Origin of the sequence: Pseudomonas sp. F(2018), from assembly GCF_005508865.1 — a bacterium.
Taxonomy (GTDB): domain Bacteria; phylum Pseudomonadota; class Gammaproteobacteria; order Pseudomonadales; family Pseudomonadaceae; genus Aquipseudomonas.
This window is the reverse complement of record NZ_SCOM01000001.1, coordinates 509,573-530,109: the sequence shown is the minus strand read 5'-3', so window position 1 is coordinate 530,109 and position 20,537 is coordinate 509,573. Positions and strand designations below refer to the sequence as shown.

Sequence of the window (20,537 nt, the reverse complement as noted above, 5' to 3'; positions counted from 1 at the left end):
AACCAGGGATAATCGATGAGCAACTGGGAAGGCCTGGACGAGTTCGTCGCGGTCGCCGAATGCGGCCGTTTCGCCGCTGCCGCGCAGCGCCTGGGGCTGTCTACCTCGCAGGTCAGCCGCCAGGTGGCGCGCCTCGAGGAGCGCCTGCAGACCCGCCTGTTCTACCGCAGTACGCGCAAGGTGACGCTGACCGAGGCCGGGCAGACCTTCCTGCAGCACTGCCAGCGCCTGCAGGACGCCCGCGAGGAAGCCCTACGCGCCATCGGAGACCTCAATGACGAGCCCAAGGGCCTGCTGCGCATGACCTGCGCGGTGGCCTACGGCGAGCGCTTCATCGTGCCGCTGGTCAACCAGTTCATGGCGCGCCATCCGCAGCTGCGCGTGGAGATCGAGCTGAGCAACCAGACCCTCGACCTGCTGCACAGCAGCATGGACCTGGCCATCCGCCTCGGCCGCCTGCAGGACTCGCGACTGGTCGCCACCCGCCTGGCGCCACGGGTCATGCACCTGTGCGCGGCGCCCGCCTACCTGGAGCGCTATGGCCGGCCGCATTCGCTGTCCGAGCTGAGCCGACACAACTGCCTGGTCGGCAGCAGCGATCAGTGGAGCTTCCAGCAGGACGGCCGCGAGCTGAGCCAACGGGTGCAGGGCAACTGGCGCTGCAACAGTGGCGAGGCTGTGCTCGACGCCGCCCTGCGCGGCTTCGGCCTGTGCCAGCTGCCGGACTACTACGTGCAGCCGCACCTGCGCAGCGGCGCGCTGGTCGACCTGCTGCCGCAGCAGCGCCCACCGCACACCGCCGTATGGGCGCTGTACCCGCAACAACGCCACCTCTCGCCCAAGGTGCGCCTGCTGGTAGAGCTACTAAAAGAAGGCCTTGCCCAGCGCCCCGAGTACCACGAAGCCAGCACCCCCACCCCGTAGGGTGGACTCAGGAGCGAAGCGAACAGTCCACCACTCACTCCCTGGTAACGACCCCACCTACCCCGGAGTAAGACACTCCGGCCCCTCGAAGGCAGGGTCGTTGATCAGCGTACTCAGCACCCGCTCGCGCAGCTGCGGTTGCGGCGCCACCAGCAATGCCTGCAACTGCTCGACCGACGCCTGCGGATCGAGCCAGACACGTGTAGCGGCCTGGTCAAGCAACACCGGGCGGCGCAGGTAATTGGCCGGCGCGGTGATCATCGCCACGCTGAGGTAGGTCTGCCCCGCCGTCGGGTAGGCCTCCCACAGGCCGGCGAAATACAGCAGCCCTTCGCTGCTCATCCAGTACGGACGCTTGTGGTTGGCCTGGCCGCGCCATTCGTAGAAGCCGTTAGCCGGCAGCAGGCAACGGCGCTGGCGGAAGGCCTCGCGGAACATCGGCTGTTCGGCCAGGGTCTCGGCACGGGCGTGGGCCGGCGCCTTGCTGAAGTCATCGAGCCAGGCCGGCGTCAGTCCCCAGCGCCCCGCCGCCGCCTGCAGCTCGCCTTCTGGCTGGTGAATGAACAGCACCTGAGCGCCAGGCGACAGGTTCCAGCGCTGCGGAAAGCTTTCGGGAAAGCCCGGCAGGCTCGACAGGGCCTGGGGCCAACGGAACAGGGCGTAGCGTCCACTCATGGGCGGCGGTATTTCCAGCAACAGAAGAAGGCGACAGAACAGTCAGCAGAGCAGCACGCCGGGAAAACCCTCGGGCTCTTCACCCGGCAGTGGCGCGGCGGCATTGTACGCGGCGATCAGCCGCCGCGCGTGCTCGGCATCGTCGTCTTCCACCAGCAGACCCAGCAGACCCAGCGCCGGCAGCTCCCCCACCGCACCGAGCAAATGCCGCCCGGCCAGATGCGCCTCCACTCCCTCGCTGGCCAGCACCCCGACCAGCAGCTCGGCCTCCAGCAGATCCTGCGGCTCGTAGATGCGCTGCATCAATCGTCCTCCCGACGCACATCCAGCGACCATTCCTCACCATCGGTGCGCAGGTCGAAAACAATCGGCCGGCAACACACCGGGCAGTCCTCGACATATTCCTGGTCACCAGCGGAAAGATCGAGCAAGGCCTCGGCCTGCTCCCAGCAATAGGGGCACTGGTACAGCTGTGATTCCAGCATCTCTGGCCTCCGGGTGATCTGCCTTTATGGGTGCTGCCGATTTCCGCCCGGCCTCTTAAAGAACAGTAGCTTGCCGAATGGCTGATCGCTCATAGGCTCACCAGATCCTGACTATCTATGGACTTGGTAGACACTGGACAGTGCTGCTTACCTTATGGCTATTTTGGCCAACGGCTAGATGTTGCTTTTTGTCTGCCGCGCCGTCGCTTTTCCTCGTTTTCCGCCGTGATATTTCAAGGAATTAGAGCCACACATGGAACGTTATACGACACTCTTCGAAATTTTATTCGACAGTAATGTCGCCTAATAATAGTTATACGATAAGAAAGCCCTTATGCCAGACACCGAGATCCAAGCAGCCATTGAGAAATACTTGAAAGCTCGTCATGAGCTTCTAGAGCTAGGACGTCAGTATCCAGAGCGCATCGGGGGAAATGACAACATGATCGGGCGCATTGGAGAGTTCATTGCCCTAAGGTTTCTTGAGGGTCTCGGGCAAAACCCAGTTAAAGTAGAGGGAAAATCAAACCCTGGCTATGACCTCACAGAAGACGAAATTCAGACACAAGTAAAAGTAATAACAGAGGAAAATCAGAAAGGGCGCAATGTGAGGCTAGTCGAGCCCTGGAGCCAACTTGTGTTTATAGAACTGGGAACGCATTACAAGCCCGTTCGTATCGGCTTAATTACAAAGTCACAACTGATGCTCGCTTGCGCAGAAAATCCAAGCTGGAGCCCTAGCCCAATTGTTAAGCGCACCATGCTGGGCCCTAAGGGTTTAATCGGTAAGTACGGGCGCATCTATCAAGGCAGCGAGTTAGCCGTATAGCAAAGCGCTCACTTCGTTCGCTGGGACCGGCGAAGCCGGCCCTTTAGCTTAATCGTTATATCTAAGGTGGAAAATGGATCTTAACCCTCAGCTCGACCTAAGATGCCCAAAGTGCGAAACAAGAGTTTCACAAGCAGTTCAACGCCGAATGAACACTTTCTGGGGCGGTCTATCAGTTGCTGAGTGCGAAGGCTGTAAAACGAACATTCAATGGCACCACTCCTTGCATCGTCGATTCAGAGTAGGCGGCTTTATCTTCAGGTTCGGATTATTTCTAATGCTGACGTCGCTTGCGACTCTCTTCGCTCAAAACAAGGAACTCACATCATCACTGGTAATCACAGGAATTTTTCTCACTTTCTCTGGCGTTCTCTGGACCTATACAAAGCATGAAAACATCAAAATTGAGATAGTAGAAAAGACATAGAAATGCGCTCAACCTGTCCTGGGGACAAAAATTGAATTCGATAATTCGAACACTTATAGCCGCGCTCCTATTTCCACAATCTGCCACAGCAAATCAAAGCCAAAACCTCGTAAAAGCTGACGAGATGATGCACTGCATGGTCTACCTACTGAAGTACAAGTACGACGACTTCTATAGCGCTGAAGACAAGGCGAACGAAGCCAAGAAATATGAAGACACTGCGATTGCCCTGTCATCCAGCGAATATTTCAACGAAAGGCTCTTTCAAATCGATGAACAGTTGATGATGGACAACATAGCCGCCATGGGCAGCCGCAGCGGCAAGGAAACCGTGGCGTATTACGATGAGCTGATTAAGCAATGCCGAACAAAGCAGGCTGAATACCAAGCCGAGCTATAGCCGCTCGTTCAAGCAGCGGCACCTGAGCGATCCAACCCAGTTGCTAGAGATCGTTGGTGACCAGGGGCCGCTTTCCTTTTCGGCCGCCAGCCCCATGGACACATGCAGCACCTCTACGTAATGTGCACTCGCTCCGTGCCGGTGTAGCCGTCGCTTAGCTGCCTAGGAATTCATCAGCTCAACGAGCTGGACACGTACAGGGAATGTCATGCAGTTGAAAAGCTTCTTCTCTTGCCTCTTTGCGGTACTGCTGGGGGCTGCTTTAGCGGTCGCGGTCAAGGCTGGCTACAACCGCCCCGGCGTACTGCCCACGACAGACCTTTTCATGTTCATCCTGGAGTCGCCGGTCGGTAAGTTTGCTTTAGCCAAGCGTGGTGGAGAGGGTGGCGTTCTTATCTCCATTGCGATTCGAGCTTTCGGGTATAGCGTGGTCATCGGGGTGATCGCTGGACTGGTGCTTAGAAAGATTCGATTCAAACGTACCTTCTGCTATTCGGCACTGTGGATTCCACTGGTGAACGCCCTCTTCGGCTATCTGGTTCTATCCAGCTCATCAGCGGAGCAGCTGGTCACCCAGAAGAAAGAAATCGGCTTAATGATCTGGGCCGATCTGTGGATCTACAGCTGGTACTTCCTGGCTCTCTATCTCTCTTTCACCGTCGCCAATCTCATAGCACTACGTTCAACCAACCTGGCGCAGAAAGCCGCTGAGGCCGGTTAATTTCAGGTAGTTCATCAGGCGCCTTGCGGTCACTGCGCAGGCATCGCTAGCCAATCGCCCACTCGATCACGCCCTAACGGTCCAGATTACGGGGCTTTAGTCTTGCAACTGTGACTTGCCGTTATAATCGCCGGTCTATTGCTGGCCGCATTCGCATGCGGACCTTGCAGCCCCTGGCGGGCACCCCGAGCAGCCTGACAACGAGAACATGATGGGCGAATTCGATTCCATCCGACCCTACGCCGACCACGAAGTCCCTGCCGTGCTTGCACGCCTGCTGAGCGACGACACCTTTCTCGGCGCCCTTACCCGCTTTCGCTTCCCGCGCCTGGCCGGGCCATTGGGCTGGCTGCTCAAGCCGCTCATTGCCTATCGCCTGCGCCACGAGACGGCCGGCATCGATTCGGTGGATGCCCTGCAGGCGCGCATCGAGCCGTATATCGACCGCACCGTGGAGCGTGCCACCGATGGCATCAGCTTCGCCGGGCTGGAGCGCCTGAAGGCGGGTGCGCCCTATCTGTTCCTGGCCAACCACCGCGACATCGTGATGGACCCGGCCTTCGTCAATTACGCGGTGTTCCACGCCAAGCTGCCGACGCCGCGCATCGCCATCGGCGACAACCTGTTGCAGCGCCCCTTCGTCAGCGACCTGATGCGCCTGAACAAGAGCTTCATCGTGCACCGCAGCGTGACCGGGCGACGCGAGAAGCTGGCGGCCTTCCAGCTGCTGTCGGCGTACATCAATCACTCGATCCGCGAGGAAGGCCAGTCGATCTGGATTGCTCAGGCCGAGGGCCGCGCCAAGGACGGTGACGACCGTACCGATTCGGCGATCCTCAAGATGTTCCATATGAGCCGCAAGGACGAGCCGTTCGCCGAGGTACTGGCCGCGCTGAACCTGGTGCCGGTGTCGATCAGTTACGAGTACGACCCCTGCGACCAGGCCAAGGCCCGCGAGCTGCAACTGCGCGCCAGCACCGGCAGCTACGAGAAGGCGCCGGGCGAGGACGATGCCAGCATTGCCCTGGGCATCACCGGCTACAAGGGCCGCGTGCATGTGCAGTTCGGCGAACCGGTGCGCGAGGGCTTCGAGGATGCCAAGCAACTGGCGGCACTGATGGATCAGCACATCCTCGGCGGCTACCGGTTGTTCCCGGTGCACCACCTGGCCTACGCCGAGTGGGACGAGCGCGATGCCGAACTGCAGGTGCCGGCGGCCGAGCAGCTGTTCCCCGCTGCCGAGCTGGCCAAGGCCCGCGCCGAATGGCAGCGCCGCCTGGACGCCTGCCCCGCCGAGCAGCGCCCCTGGCTGATCCGTCAGTACGCCACCCCGGTGCGCAACCAATACCGGATCAAGGCCGGTCTGCCGCTGTAATGCGCAGCCTGCCCGGGCATATCCGGGCAGGCTGTCTTATTGATCAATCGATCAAACTTCCCCGCACACTTCGATATATATCCGCTGCCTGCGTATTCATATTGAATTTCTCGGTAAACCCCGCATAAAGCGCAACTAAGGCTGGCAAAAAAAGCCAAACTTTGGTTAGTTATCCGCCTAGGGAAAACCGGCAACTTTCATAAACCGGATCGCGCGCGAAACTTCTGCCCGAGTGCATCTTCGCCGCATCCGCAGCTCGACCGGCCCGGACCATCGTCTGAGAAAGGGATTTGTGCATGCGCCGCGTCGTGATCACCGGAATGGGGCTGGTCTCCAGCCTCGGCAACGACCTGGAAACCGTTACCCGCAACCTGCGGGACGGCCGCTCGGGAATTCGCTTCAACCCCACCTACGCCGAAGTCGGCATGCGCAGCCAGGTGTGCGGCGCGGTACCGCTGGACATGGACGACCTGAGCATCGACCGCAAGGTCAAACGCTTCATGGGCGACGCCGCCGCCTATGCCTACCTTGCCCTGCAGCAGGCCATCAAGGACGCCGGCCTGAGCAACGGGCACATCTCCAACCCACGCACCGGGCTGATCGCCGGCTCCGGCGGCGCCTCGGCCTTCAACCAGATGGAGGCCATGGACATCCTGCGCGAGAAGGGCATTGCCCGGGTCGGCCCGTTCCGCGTACCGCGCACCATGAGCAACACGGTGTCGGCCTGCCTGGCCACGCCGTTCCGCATCAAGGGCCTGAGCTACTCCATCGCCTCCGCCTGCGCCAGCAGCGCCCACTGCATCGGCCACGCCATGGAGCAGATCCAGCTGGGCAAGCAGGACATCGTCTTCGCTGGCGGCGGCGAGGAAGAACACTGGAGCCAGAGCTACCTGTTCGACGCCATGGGCGCCCTCTCCAGCCAGTACAACGACAACCCGGAGAAGGCCTCGCGCCCCTACGACACCCGACGCGACGGCTTCGTCATCGCCGCTGGCGGCGGCATGGTGGTAGTCGAGGCGCTGGATCATGCCCTGGCTCGCGGCGCACAGATCCATGCCGAGATCATCGGCTACGGCGCCACGTCCGATGGCTACGACATGGTCGCGCCCAGCGGCGAAGGCGGCATGCGCTGCATGCAGCAGGCGCTGGAAAAGGTGGAGGAGCCGATCGACTACATCAACGCCCACGGCACCTCCACCCCGGTTGGCGACCTGGCCGAGATGCGAGCGATCCGCAAGGTGTTCGGCCGCCAACTGCCGCCGATAAGCTCGACCAAGAGCCTGTCCGGCCACGCCCTGGGCGCCGCCGGCGTGCACGAGGCGATCTACTGCCTGCTGATGATGCACGAGAACTTCATCGCCGCCTCGGCCAACATCGACAACCTCGACCCCGAGCTGACCGACATGCCGGTGCTGCGCGAGTCACGGCACGGCGCGCGCCTGAACACGGTGATGAGCAACAGCTTCGGCTTCGGCGGCACCAATGCCACCCTGGTGCTGAGACGCTGGGAAGGCTGAAGCCCCTCTCCCTACGCGGGCCGCCCGACCCCTCTCCCGCCAGCGGGAGAGGGGAAGCACTCGTAGCCCGGATGCAATCCGGGAAGCAGGCAGCTCCGTCCCCCGGATTGCATCCGGGCTACCCACTGGGAGGCATGAAAAAGCCGGCTTAGCGCCGGCTTGTTTCACCGCTGGCGGATCAGGCCGCCAGCCCCACTCCGCCGGTGGCCACCAGGATCTGTCCGCGGATGGCACTGGAGCGATCCGAGGCGAGGAAGGCCACCACGTTAGCGATCTCCTCCGGCTCCAGGGCCCAGCGCCGGCCCGAAGCTTCCATGTTGCCGATCATCCGCGGCCACATCTCCGTCAGATAAGGCAGCATCTCGCTGCGCACCACCCCACCGCACACGCCGTTGACGCGGATGCCGCGGTCGTACAGCTCCACCTCCATGTAGCGCACCAGGTTCTCCAGCGCCGCCTTCATCAGGCCGAGCGGGTAGTTGGGCAGTACGGTGTGCGAGCCTACGCCTGAGATGGCGCAGATGGTGCCACCGGCCGGCATCAGCGGTGCCACGGCGTTGATCATCGCCACGTTGCCGATCAGGCTGGTGCCGAACAGCTGCTTCCAGTCGTGCTTGGTCAGGTCGAGGATCGACTTGAACGGCGCGCTGGCGGCGTTCAGCACCAGGTGGTGGATGCGCTCCAGGCCGTCGAGCTGCAGGCTCTTGATCATCTGCTCCACGTCGCGGCTCTCGGAGATGTCCGCCAGCGCCTTGTATGCCCGCACGCCACGGGCCTCGGCGCGAGCCACCAGGTTGTCCAGGTTGGCGGCGCCCTTGCCCTGGGTGCGGCGGTAGTTGAGCACCACATCGAAGCCGTCGTCGATGAACCGTTCGGCGATGGCCGCACCAATGCCGCGGGCGGCGCCGGTGATAAGGACGACTTGCCGTTCTGCTGTCATAACTTGCTCTCACTCTGTATATGAAGCGCGCTCGCCAACAACAACTTCAATAACAGCAGCGCAGTATTAAACACCCACTCGCAGGCACAACTTACCCTGCACTAAGGCGCATCGCTTATTACCACCACCCGGACAACTTCCAGCGCCGCCGGGTGACAACTATCCAAGTTGTTCAGGTGAACCTGAATGCCTCGGCGATCAGCAACTTCGAGGCGCGTTTCGCCGGAATGATCGAGGCCAGCACTGCGGTGACTATGGCCAGGGCGCAGGTGAACCAGAACAGGTTGAAATCCTCGTCCCACAGGATGAAGGCCAGGTAGCCCTTGGTGTATCCCGGCGACGGCGGCATGGGCAGGCCATTGACGTTGATCAGCTCGGCCAGGCCGATGCCCACCGCCACGCTGAGCGCCGCGCCGAGCAGGCCGATGAAGATGCCTTCGAGGATGAACAGCCGCCCCACCTCGCGCTGGGTCAGGCCCAGGGCACGCAGGGTGGCGATCTCGCGGGTGCGCTCGACCACGTTCATCATCAGCGTGTTACCGATCATGAACACCACGATCACGCTGACGATCGACTTGATGAAGAAGAAGATGCCGTCGAACAGGCTGACCACCTGGTGGTAGTACACGGCCAGCTCGGACCAGGGCCGCACTTCAAGCGCGAGCCCCTGCTCGGCGATCAGCGCCTCGACCCGCTCGAGCGCGGCGGCGGTCTGCTCGGTGTCGTTGAGCAGGATGATGATGCGGCTGACCTCGTCGGTCTCCAGCAGCGCCTGGGCGGTTTCCAGCGGCATCTTCAGCGAGCGGTCGTCGTACTCCTTGATGCCCGACTGCATCACCCCGCGCACGGTCACCGACATGGCGTTCTGGCCGCCCTTGGGATTGACCACCAGCAGGTCCAACTCGCTGTCGTAGCCGGCGCCGATACCCTTGGCCACACCGCTGCCGATGGTTACGCCGAGGCCGTCGATGCGCGACAGGTCGCTGCCCAGCACGATGCGGTCCAGGGCGCCGAGGGTCAGGGAGCTGGCCGGCTCGATGCCGACGCCGGAGATGAAGGTGGAAGTCTCCGACTCGTAGTGCGAGGCAATGCCGGAGAACTCGATCTGCCCGGTCACCGTCTTCAACATCGGCCCCAACTCGGGGTCAGCGGCCAGCACCTGCTTGATCTGCTGGTAACCGGGAATGCCGTGGCGCAGCGGGTTGGTCGCGCCACTGGCGAGGTAGCCTTCGCGGTACAGCTGCAGGTGGCCGAGGTTGGTGCGGATGGTCTGCTCGCGCAGGGCCGAGAAGGAATGCTGGACGAAGCCGCCGAAGGTGAACACCGCCACCCCGCCTATGATGATCGCCAACAGGGTGATGCCCGAGCGGCGGCGCTGGCGGAACAGGTTGGCGAACGCGTAGCGGATCGAGGTAGGCCGGCGCAGTGCGGTCCACAGCACCAGCAACAGGGCGTAGGCGATGATGGCGTTGGCCAGGTAATACAGCAGTTCGCTCACGGCGCCGCCTCCACTATGGGTGCCAGCACCCGCTGCACTTCCGCCTGGGTGATGGGCAGGCGTCCCTCGGCCTGCAGCAACTCGCCCCATGGCGCCTGATCGGCCAAAGCCTTGGCCGCAACCTCGTCGCCGGCGGCGCGCTGGGCGCGGGCCTGGAGGAAGTCCAGCAGCGGGCGCAGTTCGGCCGGCACCTGCTCGGGATGTTCGCGCAGGTAACGCAGGTCCTTGAGCGCCACCACATGGCGGCCGAACTCGGCAGGCACGTAGCAATCCATGCGCGCGCGCAGCAGGCGCAGGCGCCAGTCCTCGGGGTTCTGGTCGACCGCCTCGTCCATCAGGAAGAAGCCGCGTTTGGCCAGCTCGGCGGCGCGGAAGTAGTTCTGCTGTTTGACGTATTCGCCGGCCATGAACAGCCAGCCGTAGCCCTCGTAGAGCTTGGCCGACAGGTCGTCCGGGTGCTGTTCGCGCCAGGCCGCGAGCGATTCCAGGGTGCTTTCAGCGAGCCCCTCGTTCGGCGCCTGCACCACCGCCAGGATCGCCTGATCGCGCGCCGGCAACTGGGTACTGCGTTCGACCAGCGCATCCAGCGCCGTACGGCCCTGCTCACGCAGTTGCTCGGCGTCGAGCGCCGCCTGGGCGCTGGAGGCCAGCAGCAGGAGCATCAGCGGCAGCAGCCTAGTCATGCTGGATGCTCCCGTCGGCGATGCGCACCACCCGCCCGGCCACGTCACGTACCGCGTCGGAGTGGGTGGAGATGATGAAGGTGGTGCCGGCTTCGCGGTTGATCTCCTGCATCAGCTCCAGCACCGAGCGACCGGTTTCCGAATCCAGGTTGCCGGTGGGTTCGTCGGCGATCACCAGAGCCGGCTTCTTCACCAGGGCACGGGCGATGGCCACGCGCTGCTGCTGACCGCCGGACAGCTCCACCGGGCGACGCAGGGCATGCTGCTGCAGGCCGACCCGCTCCAGCGCCTGCAGCACCTGGCGGCGCGCCTGCTCCTTGCGATAGCCGTTGAGCATCAGCGGGTAGTAGACGTTGTCGAACACGCTGAGCACCGGCAGCAGATTGAAGAACTGGAAGATGAAACCGATCTCGCGGGCGCGCAGCTGGGCTAGGTCGCGGTCGCCGAGATCGGCCAGGTCCTGGCCGAGGAAGTGCACGGCGCCGGAACTGGGCTGATCAATGCCACCGATCAGGTTGAGCAGCGTGCTCTTGCCGCTGCCGGACTGGCCGACCAGGGCGACGAACTCGCCGCGCTCCACCTGCAGGTCGATGCTGCGCAGCGCCTGCACGCTGCCCTCGCCCTTGCCGTAGCGTTTCTCCACCTGACTCAGGCGCACGATCGGCAGCTGGCTGGCCTTGACCAGTTGCAGCCGGCGAGGCTCGCCGGCGGGTGTGGCGGATGCCTGCACCTTGTTCTCCCTTTCCGTCATCTCATTCCCCTCGCAGCAGCCAGGTGCCGCCCTGGCTGTCGCTCAGGCTCAGCAGGGCCGGCGGCGTGTCCGCCTGGGCGGCCTTGCGCTCGGCATGACGCTGCAGGGCCAGCAGCGGATTGAGCCCACCGCTGTCGCCGAAACGCCGACAGATGTTCTCGTAGACCCAGCGATCACCCTGGGCCGCCGCCGCACCGGCCTCGACCTGATCCAGCAGGCTGGACGGGTAGTGGCCGCCATAGACCAGCGCACGCTGCTCCGGCAACAGCTCGGCCCAGCGCTCGCTCAGCGCCTGCTGGGTCGCCGCGCGCCCGACCGGCGCCTGCAGGTAGTGCGGCTCGCCCAGCAGCAGGCCGGGCTGACGCGCGGTGGCCAGGGCCTCGCCACGTCGCAGCACCATGAAGCCGGCACGCTCCACCAGCGGCGCGTTGTGCTGCCCGCCGCGCCCCAGCCAGTCGCGCTCCGCCGCACTGCCGCTGATGGCCTCGGCGAAGCACAGCACCGGGAAACTGCGGAACAGCCCGCCGAGCAGCACGCTGTCGGCGCCGCCGCCATGCAGCAGGGCCTGGGCCATGCGCAGCGCCTGGATAAAGGCGCCGCGGCCCGCCTGCACCTTGCAGGAGAAGGCCTCGGTGGCCTGGTCACGCAGGATGAATTTGGGGATCACGTCCAGATCGAAGCTGTCGCGCCAGTTGAACGCCTGCTCCAGGTGCGAGCTCTGCCCCCAGAAATCGAAATACAGCAGGGCCATGCGCTCGCGCGAGCTGCGCCGACCGCAGCTGGCTTCGGCCGCCGCCACCGCCTGCTTGGCCGCCTGGGCCACTGCGCCCAGGGTGTCGCGATAGCCGACCTTGGCCGCCTCCAGGCCGCCGTCCTGGCTGAAGCGGCTGAAGTCCCACTGGCGGCGTCCGGTCTTGCGCGCCGCGCACTGGTACAGCTGTGCCTCCCAGGCACGGAACCAGCGCGGCTCGAAACGCTGCGGCGCACGCTCGGCCTGCAGCACGGACAGGCCGACCAGCGCCAGCGCGCTGCCCTGCTCGAGGCGGGCATGGCCAAGCGGCGCCTGCAGCTCGGCGGCGCTGGCCGGGCGGGTCGGGGTCAACTGCTTCTCTTCGACGGACATGATCGTCTCGCTCATCCTGCCAGCCGCGTCAGCGTGCAGGCGGCCATGGATCCTTCGATGCCCAGGCCCAGCTTGACCAGCTTGTCGCTGGTCAGCGCCAGGGGTTCGGCATCGGCATGCAGGTGCACCCCGGCGGCATCCAGCGGCGCCAGGGCCTTGAACGCCAGCAGGCGGCGCTGCTGCAGGGCGTCGGCGGCGATGGCCAGGTCGGTCAGGCCGCTGGCCGCCACCTGGTAGCCCAGCTGCGCCTTGTAGGAAACCGTGGGCACTGTGTTGTCGCCCCACAGCTTGCGCACCGCCAGCAGCTCTGCCTGGTCGCTGCCGCGAATGCCGTTGCCGTGCATGAACACGCAGCCGACATCGGCGGCGGCGATGCCGGCCTGTTCCAGCGACTCTTCCACGGTGCGCGCCAGGGTGCGGAAGTCCGGGGCAAAGGACTGCCCGCCGCGCCCCGAACCGCCGCCTTGGCAGGTGGCGAAGCCGTCGATGCGCAGCAGGCCGCGGCCCTGGCGGGCCCGCAGGTGCGCCTCGCTCTCGAGGATCGCCAGGGCAGCGCCGCCACCCAGCATCACGCCCTCGGTGGCCGCCGAGAACGGCTGCGCCACCGAGCGGGCCAGGGCGTTGACCCCGCCCATGAACATCAGGTTGTACTGCGACACCTGCTGCCAGGACGCCACCACCACCAGGTCCGCGCGGCCACTCTCGATCGCCCGGCTGGCGAGGAACAGCGCCGACATGCTGGAGCAGCTGGCGGTGGACAGGGCCAGCGGCGGCAGCGCCAAGCCGACGCGCTGCATGAGCAGGCGGCCGAGGCGTTCCTCGGCGTAGCTGTCGCTGTGCATTTTGCGGATGCCGGGGTTGAAGAACAGGTCTTCGGCATCATTGCGTTGCAGGTAGGCGGTGAACTTCATTATTTCCGGCTGCACGCCCTGACCGCCGATATAGAACTGCACCCGCCGTCCGGCCAGATCGGCGCGGCGCAGCCCGGCCTGGGCCAGGGCCTCGTCCAGCACCTTCTCGATCAGCGCGCAGGCGGTCTCGGCGTCGCAGCCGGCCGGGTTGCGCCGGGTCTGCGGCAGTGCCGGCATCGCCACCTGCTGCGGGTTGAACGGCAGGCCGTTACCCTGGGCCGCGCGCTCGCTGGCGAAGAAGCCGCTGCGCGCCCCCAGGCGCTGTTCGGTCAGGGCCGCGCAGAGCGCCGCCGTGTCGTGGCCGAGGGCGTTGAACACACCCAGGCCGGAGATCAGCGCACGCCCGGCATCAGCCATCGATGGATTCCTTGCGGATCAGCAGGGCGTAGTTGTTGCCGCCGTCCGAGGCGCCCAGCACCAGGGCGTGGCGCACCTCGCGGCGCAGCGGCTGGCGCACGAAGGCGATGTCGCTGGCGCAGAACTCGCTGGTGTGCGGGATCGGCGCGATCTCGCCGCTGCGCATGGCCTGCAGTACCTGCGACAGGTTGAGCAGGCCGGCCGCCGATTCGACGAAGCCGAAGTGGCCGTTGTAGTTGACCAGCGGCACCTCGGCCGCGAGCGCGCCGAACACCTGGCGCACGGCATCCAGCTCCTTCTCGGCGCTTTCCGCGGTGCCCCAGCTGGTGCCGCAGATCAGGTCGACCTGCTCCAGGCCCAGGCCGGACTCGTCGAGCGCCTGGCGGATCGCCGCGACCATGGCGTTGCCGCCGGTCAACGCCGGTTCGCCCGGATAGCTGGCATCGCACGAGCGGCCATAACCGATCACCTCGGCCAGCACCTCGGCACCGCGCGCACGGGCCGCGTCGAGGTCTTCGAGCATGGCCACCGCCGCGCCCTCACCGATGGTGAAGCCACTGGCGCTGGCGCCGTAGACCTGGAAGGCGTCCGCGGCATCGCTCCAGCTCAGGCGGTCGGCCGCCGCTGGCGACATCAGCACCGAGGAATAGGAGTTCTCTTCCGCGCCGCCGACCAGCGCCTGCGCCTGCAGGCCCTGGCGGACGATCTCATAGCCGTACAGCAGCGCGCCGAGGCCGGCGTTGTAACCGGTGGACAGGGTGGTGTTGTAGCCCTTCATGCCCTTGCTGATGGCGCAGAAGGTGGCGATGGAGTTCATCAGCGCCGAGGGGAACTCGAAGGTGCGCGCCCGCTTCGGGTCCGGATGCAGGCTCTGCGCGTAGCGGGCGATGGTGGCCTGCGGGCCCTTGGACATGCCCATGATCAGCGCCACGTCGGTGTCGCCATGGCGAATCTTGCGTCCGCCGCTCTGCAGCGCCTGCTCCAGGGCCAGCAAGCCGTGAGTGCCGATGCGGCTGGCCTTGCGCGGGTCGTAGTTCTTCAGGTGCTTGCGCGGCTCGATGCCGCGCACTTCGTGGGCGCGGAACTGCATGGCGCGCAGGTCGCCTTCGGTCATGCCGGACAGGCGCTCGGCCAGGGCCGGGTTGGCCTCCAGCAGCTGGGCCAGGTCACGGCCCTCCTCGCCCAGACCCAGCCAGTCGTTGGCGGAGACCAGCAGCGAGCCGTCGACGCCGTTGCGAATGTTCTCGGCGATCTGCTCGGCGCCGTAGCCCAGCGAACTCAGCGCGCCGAAGCCGGTGATCGCCACGCGCCGCGGACGGTATTCGGTCGGCGCCGCCGTCTCGGGCACCACCGAGGCGACGATGCTGCAGTTGTTGCCGCCGAAGGCGTAGTTGTTCTTCATGAACAGCTCGACCTGGTGCTCCTGGAAATGGTTGGGCACGTAGTTGAGGTCGCAGCCGGTGCGCGGCGTGGAGAAGTTCAGGGTCGGCAGCACCTTGCCGGACGGCAGGGTGGTCAGGCAGGCGATCATTTCGATGATGCCGGCTGAGCCGATGTTGTGGCCGAAGTAGGACTTGGTCGAACTCACCGGAATGCCGGCGATGTTGGGGAACACCTTCTTCATCGCCAGGGTTTCGGCGCGGTCGTTGGCCTCGGTGCCGGTGCCGTGGGCGTTGATGTAGCCGATGGCCTCGGGGCCGACGCCGGCGTTGCTCAGCGCTGCGCGCATCACCAGAGTGGCGCCTTCGGCGCGCGGGTCCGGCGCGGTTTCATGGTGCGCGTCGGAGCTGGTGGCGTAGCCGACGATCTCGCCATAGATAGTGGCGCCACGCGCCTTGGCGTGTTCGTACTCTTCCAGCACCAGGGCGCCGGCGCCCTCGCCGACGGACATGCCGGGCGTACCGGAGAAGGGGCAGCAGGCCTCTTCGCGCATCGCCTTGAGCGCGTAGAAACCGGCGAAAGTGGGCAGGTAGACCGGGTCGGAGCCGACGATCAGTGCTACCGGATTCTTGTCGTTCTGAATCTGGTCGAAGCCGATGCCGATGGCGTTGGTACTGGCCGTACAGGCCGTGGCCACCAGCTCGAAGCCGCCCTTGAGGCCGAGCAGCGAAGTCACCACCGGGCAGATCGCTGAGAAGTTGCCGCAGATCGCCATCTTGCGCGGGCTGAACTCCTTGGGCCGGCCCTCGATCATCGGCATGATCGCCTCGGCGCTGGCCGAGGACACACCGACCACCAGGCTGGTGCGTTCCAGCAGCGGATCGCCAAGCAGGCCGGCGTGTTCCAGGGCATCGCGACCGACCTTGTAGCCCCACAGCGAGGTGCGGTCCAACTCGGGCAGGCGCTCGGCGGCGACACCGGGGTAGTCCACCTCCTGTAGCACTTCGGATGCCAGGGCATCGTCGAAGTAATGGCGGAAATGCTGGCTCGGGCCGATGGCCGCCTTCTCAGCGAACAGGCCCTCGCGGAACTCTTCCAGCGTATTGCCGAGCGCCGTCAGCACGCCCATCCCTGTGACCACTACCCGCTTGCGCTGAACCATTTGCATACTCCTTCGAGGCTGGCGACCTGATGAACGGACCGCCCGCCCCGGCGGCCCGCTCGGCTGTGGCTGATTGCCGGTTATTGCGCCTGTTGCTCCAGCAGGCTCTTCGGCCGCGACGGGTCGACGTAGCTGTGCTCGGCCGGATTGACCAGGAAGCTGAAGTTCTGCAGGAACGGAATCGCCGAGGTGGCGATGGCGATGCGCCCGGATGCGGCGTCGATGGCGTAGCCTTCCAGGCCGGCATAGGCGTACTCGCTGTCGAGCAGGGCCTGGCCGATATGGGCCTGCATGCCTTCCGACCAGCCGAGGGTGATCACCTTGCCGATCTGCGTGTCGCCGCTGAACACGGCGTCGCCGATGTTGGCTGCGGCACCGTCGCCCTTGACCTGGAAGCCCACCACGCGCTGCGCGGCGCCTTCCTCGAGCTTGGCCAGCAGGGCGTCCTTGCCGACGAACTCGTCCTTGTCGTAACGCACCGCCCACTGCAGCTGCAGCTCGATCGGGCAGCGGCTGAACTCGCCGGCCAGGGCCGGATCCCAGCACGGGTTTTCCAGGCGCGAGCGGTTCTGGAAGTCGATGCCGCCGGCCTTCAGGTCGAACTTGGCGCCGGCATCCAGGGCACGCTGCCACAGCTCGGCCAGGGCCTCCTTGGGCGCCAGCACCTTGTAGGAGAACTCGCCGTGCTTGCCGGCGCGCAGCAGGGTCACGCCGTCCACGTGCATGAACTCGAGGAACGGCAGGCCGAGCACATCGAAGCCGAACAGCTCGGACATCAGCTCCCAGCTGTAGGGACCTTCGAACAGCAGGGCGCCGAGCTCGTCCTTGGCGGCGATTTCGACTTCCTCCTCGCCGACCAGGGCCTGCAGGCTAGCGGCCAGCGCGTCGCCGCGCACCCACTCGGTGAGCAGCAGAAAGCGCTCGTCGTCGCACAGCACATAGAGGTCGGTGACGATCTGGCCTTGGTCGTCCAGCAGCACGGTGTACAGCGCCTGTTCGTCACGGATCACCGAGAGGTCGCCACCGACCACGCGGTTGAGGAAGTCGTAGGCTTCGTCGCCCTGGACTTCGACGATGCCGAAGTGCGAGTAGTCGGCCAGCAGGATGTTCTTGCGCGAGGCCTGGTGCTCGGCGGCGGGCGCGCCATAGTGCAGCGGGATGCGCACGCCATTGCGTTCGCCCAGGGTGGCGCCGGCGGCTTGGTGAACGGCTTCCATCGGATTCATCGTTGTGTCCCTCGAATAGTGTTCGGCAGAAGTCAGGCGGCTGCGGCCTGGCGTTGCAGGATGAAACTGGCCAGCGAGTTGACGTTGCGCATGTAGGACGGATCGTCGCCCTCGGAGACGCGCACGCCGAATTCCTCGTCGAGCATCACCACCAGTTCGGTGGCATCCACCGAGTCCAGCTTCAGGCCGCTGCCGAACAGCGGGGTGTCGTCGTCGATCTGGTCCTGGCGCTGGTACAGGTTGAGGCGGTCGATCAGGCTGTCCTTGAGCTTGTCCAGTACGGCCCGGCGCTGGGCGATGGCTTCTTGCAGTTGCTTGTCCATGTGGTGGTCCTCGCGGATGGGGCTTAGCCCGGGTAGTTGAATGGCTTGCTCATGTCGAACCAGAAGTTGGCGAGCTTGCCGACGGTGGTGACCCGCCGACCGATACGCGCCTCGACCTTGAAGTGGCTGAAGCCGGCCGGGTCTTTCATGATCAGTTCGCTGCGCATCTCCAGGGTGTCCCCGGGCAGTACCACGCTCTTGAACTTGAGGTCCTGGGAGGCCAGCACGCCGCCCCACTTCTTGCGGATGCCGGCGATGATCGCCATCCCGTCCTCGCTGTGCAGGGCCTTCTGCAGGTCGCGGCGGGCCGACAGGTCGCAGTCGAAACGCTGCTCGTACTCCTCGCAGAACGCGGTGAGCAGGGTCAGGTAGTCGCTGGTCTGGCCCATCGCCTCGGCGATCAGCACGCCGGGCATGATCGGGCTCTCCGGGAAGTGCCCGGTGAACTGCGGCTCGTTGAACGAGATGTTCTTCACCGCGGTGATGTAGCCACGCGAGCCGCGCTTGAATTCGCAGATCCTGTCGACCAGGAAGAACGGATAGCGCCAGGGGCCCATCTTCATGAGCATCGAGGGTGCGACGAGACTTTCTTCGGAATCGGCCATGGGGCCTCCTTAACGCATGATCAGGCCGCCATCGACCACCAGTGTCTGGCCGACGACGTAGCTCGAGGAGCTGGAGCAGAGGAAGGCGATGGCCTCGGCCACTTCGCGGGTTTCACCCATGCGCTGCAGGGGGATCACCGAGAGGGTCTGGCGGATCACGTTGCGCGGCACGCGCTTGGTCATCACCGACTCGATCAGGCCCGGGGCCACGGCGTTGACCCGCACGCCCTTGGAACCCAGCTCGCCGGCCAGGGTGCGGGTGAAGCCGATCATCCCGGCCTTGGCGGCGCTGTAGTTGGTCTGGCCGAAGCTGTTGGTCAGGCCGGCGATCGACGAGACGTTGACCACCGTGGCCTGCTTGGCCTTGCGCAGCATGCGTAGGGCCGCCTTGGTGGCCATGAAGGTGCCGTACAGGTTGGTCTTGACCACGTCGTCGAACTCGTCGAAGTCCATCATCGAGAACAGGTTGTCGCGGTACTTGCCGGCGTTGTTCACCAGTACGTCGAGCTTGCCCTCGGCCTCTTCGATCTGCGCCAGGGCCGCGTCCAGCTCGGCCTTGTTGGTGATGTCGCACTTGAGCGTCACCAGGCGCCCGGCGAACTCCTGGCGGTCAGCCAGCTCGCCGAGGCGTGCCGGGTTGTTGTTGTAAGTGGCGTACACCTTGCTGCCGTCCTCCAGCAGCTTCTCGCACACCGCCAGGCCGATATCGCCGCTGGCCCCGGTCACCAAGGCGACCTTCCCCTGTAAATCCGTAAATGTTGCCATTGCCCTAGCCCTGTCTTCTGGTGGTCACCCGAGCACAACCGCTGCCACTGCGTGGGTGCCGCAGTGGGATATGCTCAAACTCGCCGCGGTCAGCCCGGACCGCTGCATTTCTTCGCGGAAGCGCCCGGCGAATACCAGGTACGGTCTGCCCGCTGGCTCGTGCTCGATGCACAGATCGTGGAACTGGATGCCGTCGCGAAAACCGCTGCCCAGTGCCTTGACCGCTGCTTCCTTGGCCGCCCAGATGCCCGCCGCGCGTTCCGCGTTGGCCTCGGCGTCGCCGATGTAGTCGCGCTCCTGCGCCGTGTAGACCCGCGTCATGAAGCCCTCGCCGCTGCGCTGGCTGGCGGTGCGAATGCGCTCGATCTCCACGATGTCAATGCCGATGTGCATATCCCCTCCCCTAAGGCCGCTGTGGCATGCCGGCCGCCACCGGCTGCACGCCCAGCTCGCGGATGAACAGGCCGGCCTGTTCGGCATCGCGACGCAGGGTCAGCCCGCGCTCGCGCCAGAAGGCCCAGCCCGGCGCCGCCAGCAGCAACGCGCAGAACATCGGAAACGGCAGCGGCTGCGGCAGTTGTGCCAGCAGGCCGCACAGCACCAGTGCCCATAGGCCCACGGCGGCGTAGTACAGGGCCATGCGCGGCAGCAGCCGGCTGGCGAGCGGTTCGGCATCGCCGGGCACGTTGCGCAGCAAGGCGGACAGGCGCTCGCCCACCGCCGAGTAGAGCCGCGAACGACGGGCGCCGAGGAGCATGAAGAAAGTGACTATCCAGCCCAGCAGCAGCGCCGCCACGACGAACTCCGGCTTGCCGTAGCCGCCTTGCAGATCGAAGTCGGCGCGGCCCTGCAGCGGCCAGATCAGGCATAGGCTGATCAGCAGGCTGATGGCCAGGTCTTCCGCGCGGTAACGGCCGGCGTTGCGCAGACGCTTCATGTGCGGCAACAGGGTGTTCTCGCCCTGATCGCTGGCCAGCACCATGAAGTACGGTGCGCTGCCGGTGAGCAGCAGAGCCAGCAGCAGTGGGAACAACAAGCCCAGCACGATCAGCGCCACCAGACCTGGATGTGCCGGCGCCAGGGTCAATCCGCCCCACAACAGCGAGGTGATCAGGCTGGCGAGCAGCAGCGGCAGGACGAAGGGTTGCTGCAGCGGGTTGAGCAGGCCGATCAGCGGACTGACGCGCAGTTGCTGCAGCTGCTGCAGTTCGGCCGGCAGGACCATGAACTTGAGCGAGCGCGCCGCGTAGATCCAATAGCCCGGCGCATCGCGGGAAGCGCCCAGAGTGACGCCGAAGGCGATGGCGAAACCGGCCGGCAACACCTCCAGCAGGCCCAGCGCTTGACTGTTGCGCAACAGGGCGAAGGCCAGCAGCAGGCACAGGAAGCTGACGCCCAGGCACAGGCCGAAACCATAGCGACCGGCGTGCTGGCGGAAAGTCGGCAACATGCTTGGCGCC

22 protein-coding genes are annotated in these 20,537 nt (G+C 65.1%); 6 read left to right on the top strand and 16 right to left on the bottom strand.

Annotation, left to right across the window (positions count from 1 at the left end; all coding sequences use genetic code 11):
- Nucleotides 1-15: 15 nt before the first annotated feature.
- Complete coding sequence (locus FFS62_RS02475; RefSeq protein ID WP_137971225.1) at nt 16-924, top strand: LysR substrate-binding domain-containing protein; 909 nt, start codon at nt 16-18, stop codon at nt 922-924.
- 57 nt (nt 925-981) lie between these two features.
- Here FFS62_RS02475 and FFS62_RS02470 read toward each other — a convergent pair whose 3' ends face one another.
- Genes FFS62_RS02470 through FFS62_RS02460 form a run of 3 tightly spaced genes read right to left on the bottom strand, consistent with a single transcriptional unit; the run spans nt 982 to nt 2,084 of the window.
- A complete protein-coding gene (locus FFS62_RS02470; protein WP_137971224.1) occupies nt 982-1,599 on the bottom strand; it encodes an SOS response-associated peptidase in 618 nt (205 codons plus the stop codon).
- A gap of 42 nt (nt 1,600-1,641) precedes the next feature.
- On the bottom strand, nt 1,642-1,902 hold the full coding sequence (locus FFS62_RS02465) for a putative signal transducing protein (RefSeq protein ID WP_043308586.1): 261 nt from the start codon (nt 1,900-1,902) through the stop codon (nt 1,642-1,644).
- Nucleotides 1,902-2,084, bottom strand: coding sequence for a CPXCG motif-containing cysteine-rich protein (locus tag FFS62_RS02460; protein WP_137971223.1), 183 nt, complete (start codon nt 2,082-2,084; stop codon nt 1,902-1,904). Before FFS62_RS02460 ends, FFS62_RS02465 begins: the two co-directional genes overlap by 1 nt.
- Before the next feature lie 334 nt (nt 2,085-2,418).
- Between FFS62_RS02460 and FFS62_RS02455 the strand changes: the two genes are divergently transcribed.
- The 5 genes from FFS62_RS02455 (at nt 2,419) to fabB (ending at nt 7,353) form a co-directional block, all read left to right on the top strand.
- Entirely contained in the window at nt 2,419-2,913 is a 495-nt protein-coding gene (locus FFS62_RS02455) for a hypothetical protein (RefSeq protein WP_137971222.1), read from the top strand.
- Between the two features lie 563 nt (nt 2,914-3,476).
- A complete protein-coding gene (locus FFS62_RS02450; RefSeq protein WP_137971221.1) occupies nt 3,477-3,740 on the top strand; it encodes a hypothetical protein in 264 nt (87 codons plus the stop codon).
- A gap of 208 nt (nt 3,741-3,948) precedes the next feature.
- Entirely contained in the window at nt 3,949-4,461 is a 513-nt protein-coding gene (locus FFS62_RS02445) for a hypothetical protein (RefSeq protein WP_137971220.1), read from the top strand.
- A 208-nt stretch (nt 4,462-4,669) separates the two neighbouring features.
- Nucleotides 4,670-5,836 carry a 1-acyl-sn-glycerol-3-phosphate acyltransferase gene (locus tag FFS62_RS02440; RefSeq protein WP_137971219.1) on the top strand — a complete coding sequence of 389 codons (1,167 nt, stop codon included), beginning with the start codon at nt 4,670-4,672 and terminating at the stop codon, nt 5,834-5,836.
- Nucleotides 5,837-6,132: 296 nt separating this feature from the next.
- On the top strand, nt 6,133-7,353 hold the full coding sequence (gene fabB / locus FFS62_RS02435; RefSeq protein ID WP_137971218.1) for a beta-ketoacyl-ACP synthase I: 1,221 nt from the start codon (nt 6,133-6,135) through the stop codon (nt 7,351-7,353).
- A 178-nt stretch (nt 7,354-7,531) separates the two neighbouring features.
- Here the strand turns inward: fabB and FFS62_RS02430 are convergent, their stop codons facing one another.
- From FFS62_RS02430 to FFS62_RS02370, 13 genes are all read right to left on the bottom strand, one after another.
- Entirely contained in the window at nt 7,532-8,293 is a 762-nt protein-coding gene (locus tag FFS62_RS02430; protein WP_137971217.1) for an SDR family oxidoreductase, read from the bottom strand.
- A gap of 172 nt (nt 8,294-8,465) precedes the next feature.
- The gene (locus FFS62_RS02425) at nt 8,466-9,791 is read right to left on the bottom strand and encodes an FtsX-like permease family protein (RefSeq protein WP_137971216.1); all 1,326 of its coding nucleotides are present in this window, start codon (nt 9,789-9,791) and stop codon (nt 8,466-8,468) included.
- Entirely contained in the window at nt 9,788-10,474 is a 687-nt protein-coding gene (locus FFS62_RS02420) for a hypothetical protein (RefSeq protein WP_137971215.1), read from the bottom strand. The genes FFS62_RS02425 and FFS62_RS02420 overlap by 4 nt, the downstream gene beginning before the upstream one ends.
- A complete protein-coding gene (locus FFS62_RS02415; protein ID WP_218569267.1) occupies nt 10,467-11,204 on the bottom strand; it encodes an ABC transporter ATP-binding protein in 738 nt (245 codons plus the stop codon). Before FFS62_RS02415 ends, FFS62_RS02420 begins: the two co-directional genes overlap by 8 nt.
- A gap of 22 nt (nt 11,205-11,226) precedes the next feature.
- Nucleotides 11,227-12,348, bottom strand: coding sequence for a hypothetical protein (locus FFS62_RS02410; RefSeq protein ID WP_137971213.1), 1,122 nt, complete (start codon nt 12,346-12,348; stop codon nt 11,227-11,229).
- 11 nt (nt 12,349-12,359) lie between these two features.
- A complete protein-coding gene (locus FFS62_RS02405; protein ID WP_137971212.1) occupies nt 12,360-13,616 on the bottom strand; it encodes a beta-ketoacyl synthase N-terminal-like domain-containing protein in 1,257 nt (418 codons plus the stop codon).
- Nucleotides 13,609-16,158 carry a beta-ketoacyl-[acyl-carrier-protein] synthase family protein gene (locus tag FFS62_RS02400; RefSeq protein WP_137971211.1) on the bottom strand — a complete coding sequence of 850 codons (2,550 nt, stop codon included), beginning with the start codon at nt 16,156-16,158 and terminating at the stop codon, nt 13,609-13,611. The genes FFS62_RS02405 and FFS62_RS02400 overlap by 8 nt, the downstream gene beginning before the upstream one ends.
- 80 nt (nt 16,159-16,238) lie before the next feature.
- Nucleotides 16,239-17,375 carry an aminomethyltransferase family protein gene (locus FFS62_RS02395; RefSeq protein WP_171016251.1) on the bottom strand — a complete coding sequence of 379 codons (1,137 nt, stop codon included), beginning with the start codon at nt 17,373-17,375 and terminating at the stop codon, nt 16,239-16,241.
- 41 nt (nt 17,376-17,416) lie between these two features.
- The gene (locus tag FFS62_RS02390) at nt 17,417-17,707 is read right to left on the bottom strand and encodes an acyl carrier protein (protein WP_137971209.1); all 291 of its coding nucleotides are present in this window, start codon (nt 17,705-17,707) and stop codon (nt 17,417-17,419) included.
- Between the two features lie 23 nt (nt 17,708-17,730).
- Nucleotides 17,731-18,312 (bottom strand): 3-hydroxyacyl-ACP dehydratase FabZ family protein, encoded by a 582-nt coding sequence (locus FFS62_RS02385; RefSeq protein ID WP_137971208.1) that lies wholly within the window; start codon nt 18,310-18,312, stop codon nt 17,731-17,733.
- Between the two features lie 9 nt (nt 18,313-18,321).
- The gene (gene fabG, locus FFS62_RS02380; RefSeq protein ID WP_137971207.1) at nt 18,322-19,077 is read right to left on the bottom strand and encodes a 3-oxoacyl-ACP reductase FabG; all 756 of its coding nucleotides are present in this window, start codon (nt 19,075-19,077) and stop codon (nt 18,322-18,324) included.
- Nucleotides 19,078-19,101: 24 nt separating this feature from the next.
- A complete protein-coding gene (gene acpS / locus FFS62_RS02375) occupies nt 19,102-19,470 on the bottom strand; it encodes a holo-ACP synthase (protein ID WP_137971206.1) in 369 nt (122 codons plus the stop codon).
- A gap of 10 nt (nt 19,471-19,480) precedes the next feature.
- Complete coding sequence (locus FFS62_RS02370) at nt 19,481-20,527, bottom strand: hypothetical protein (RefSeq protein WP_137971205.1); 1,047 nt, start codon at nt 20,525-20,527, stop codon at nt 19,481-19,483.
- Between the last annotated feature and the right edge of the window lie 10 nt (nt 20,528-20,537).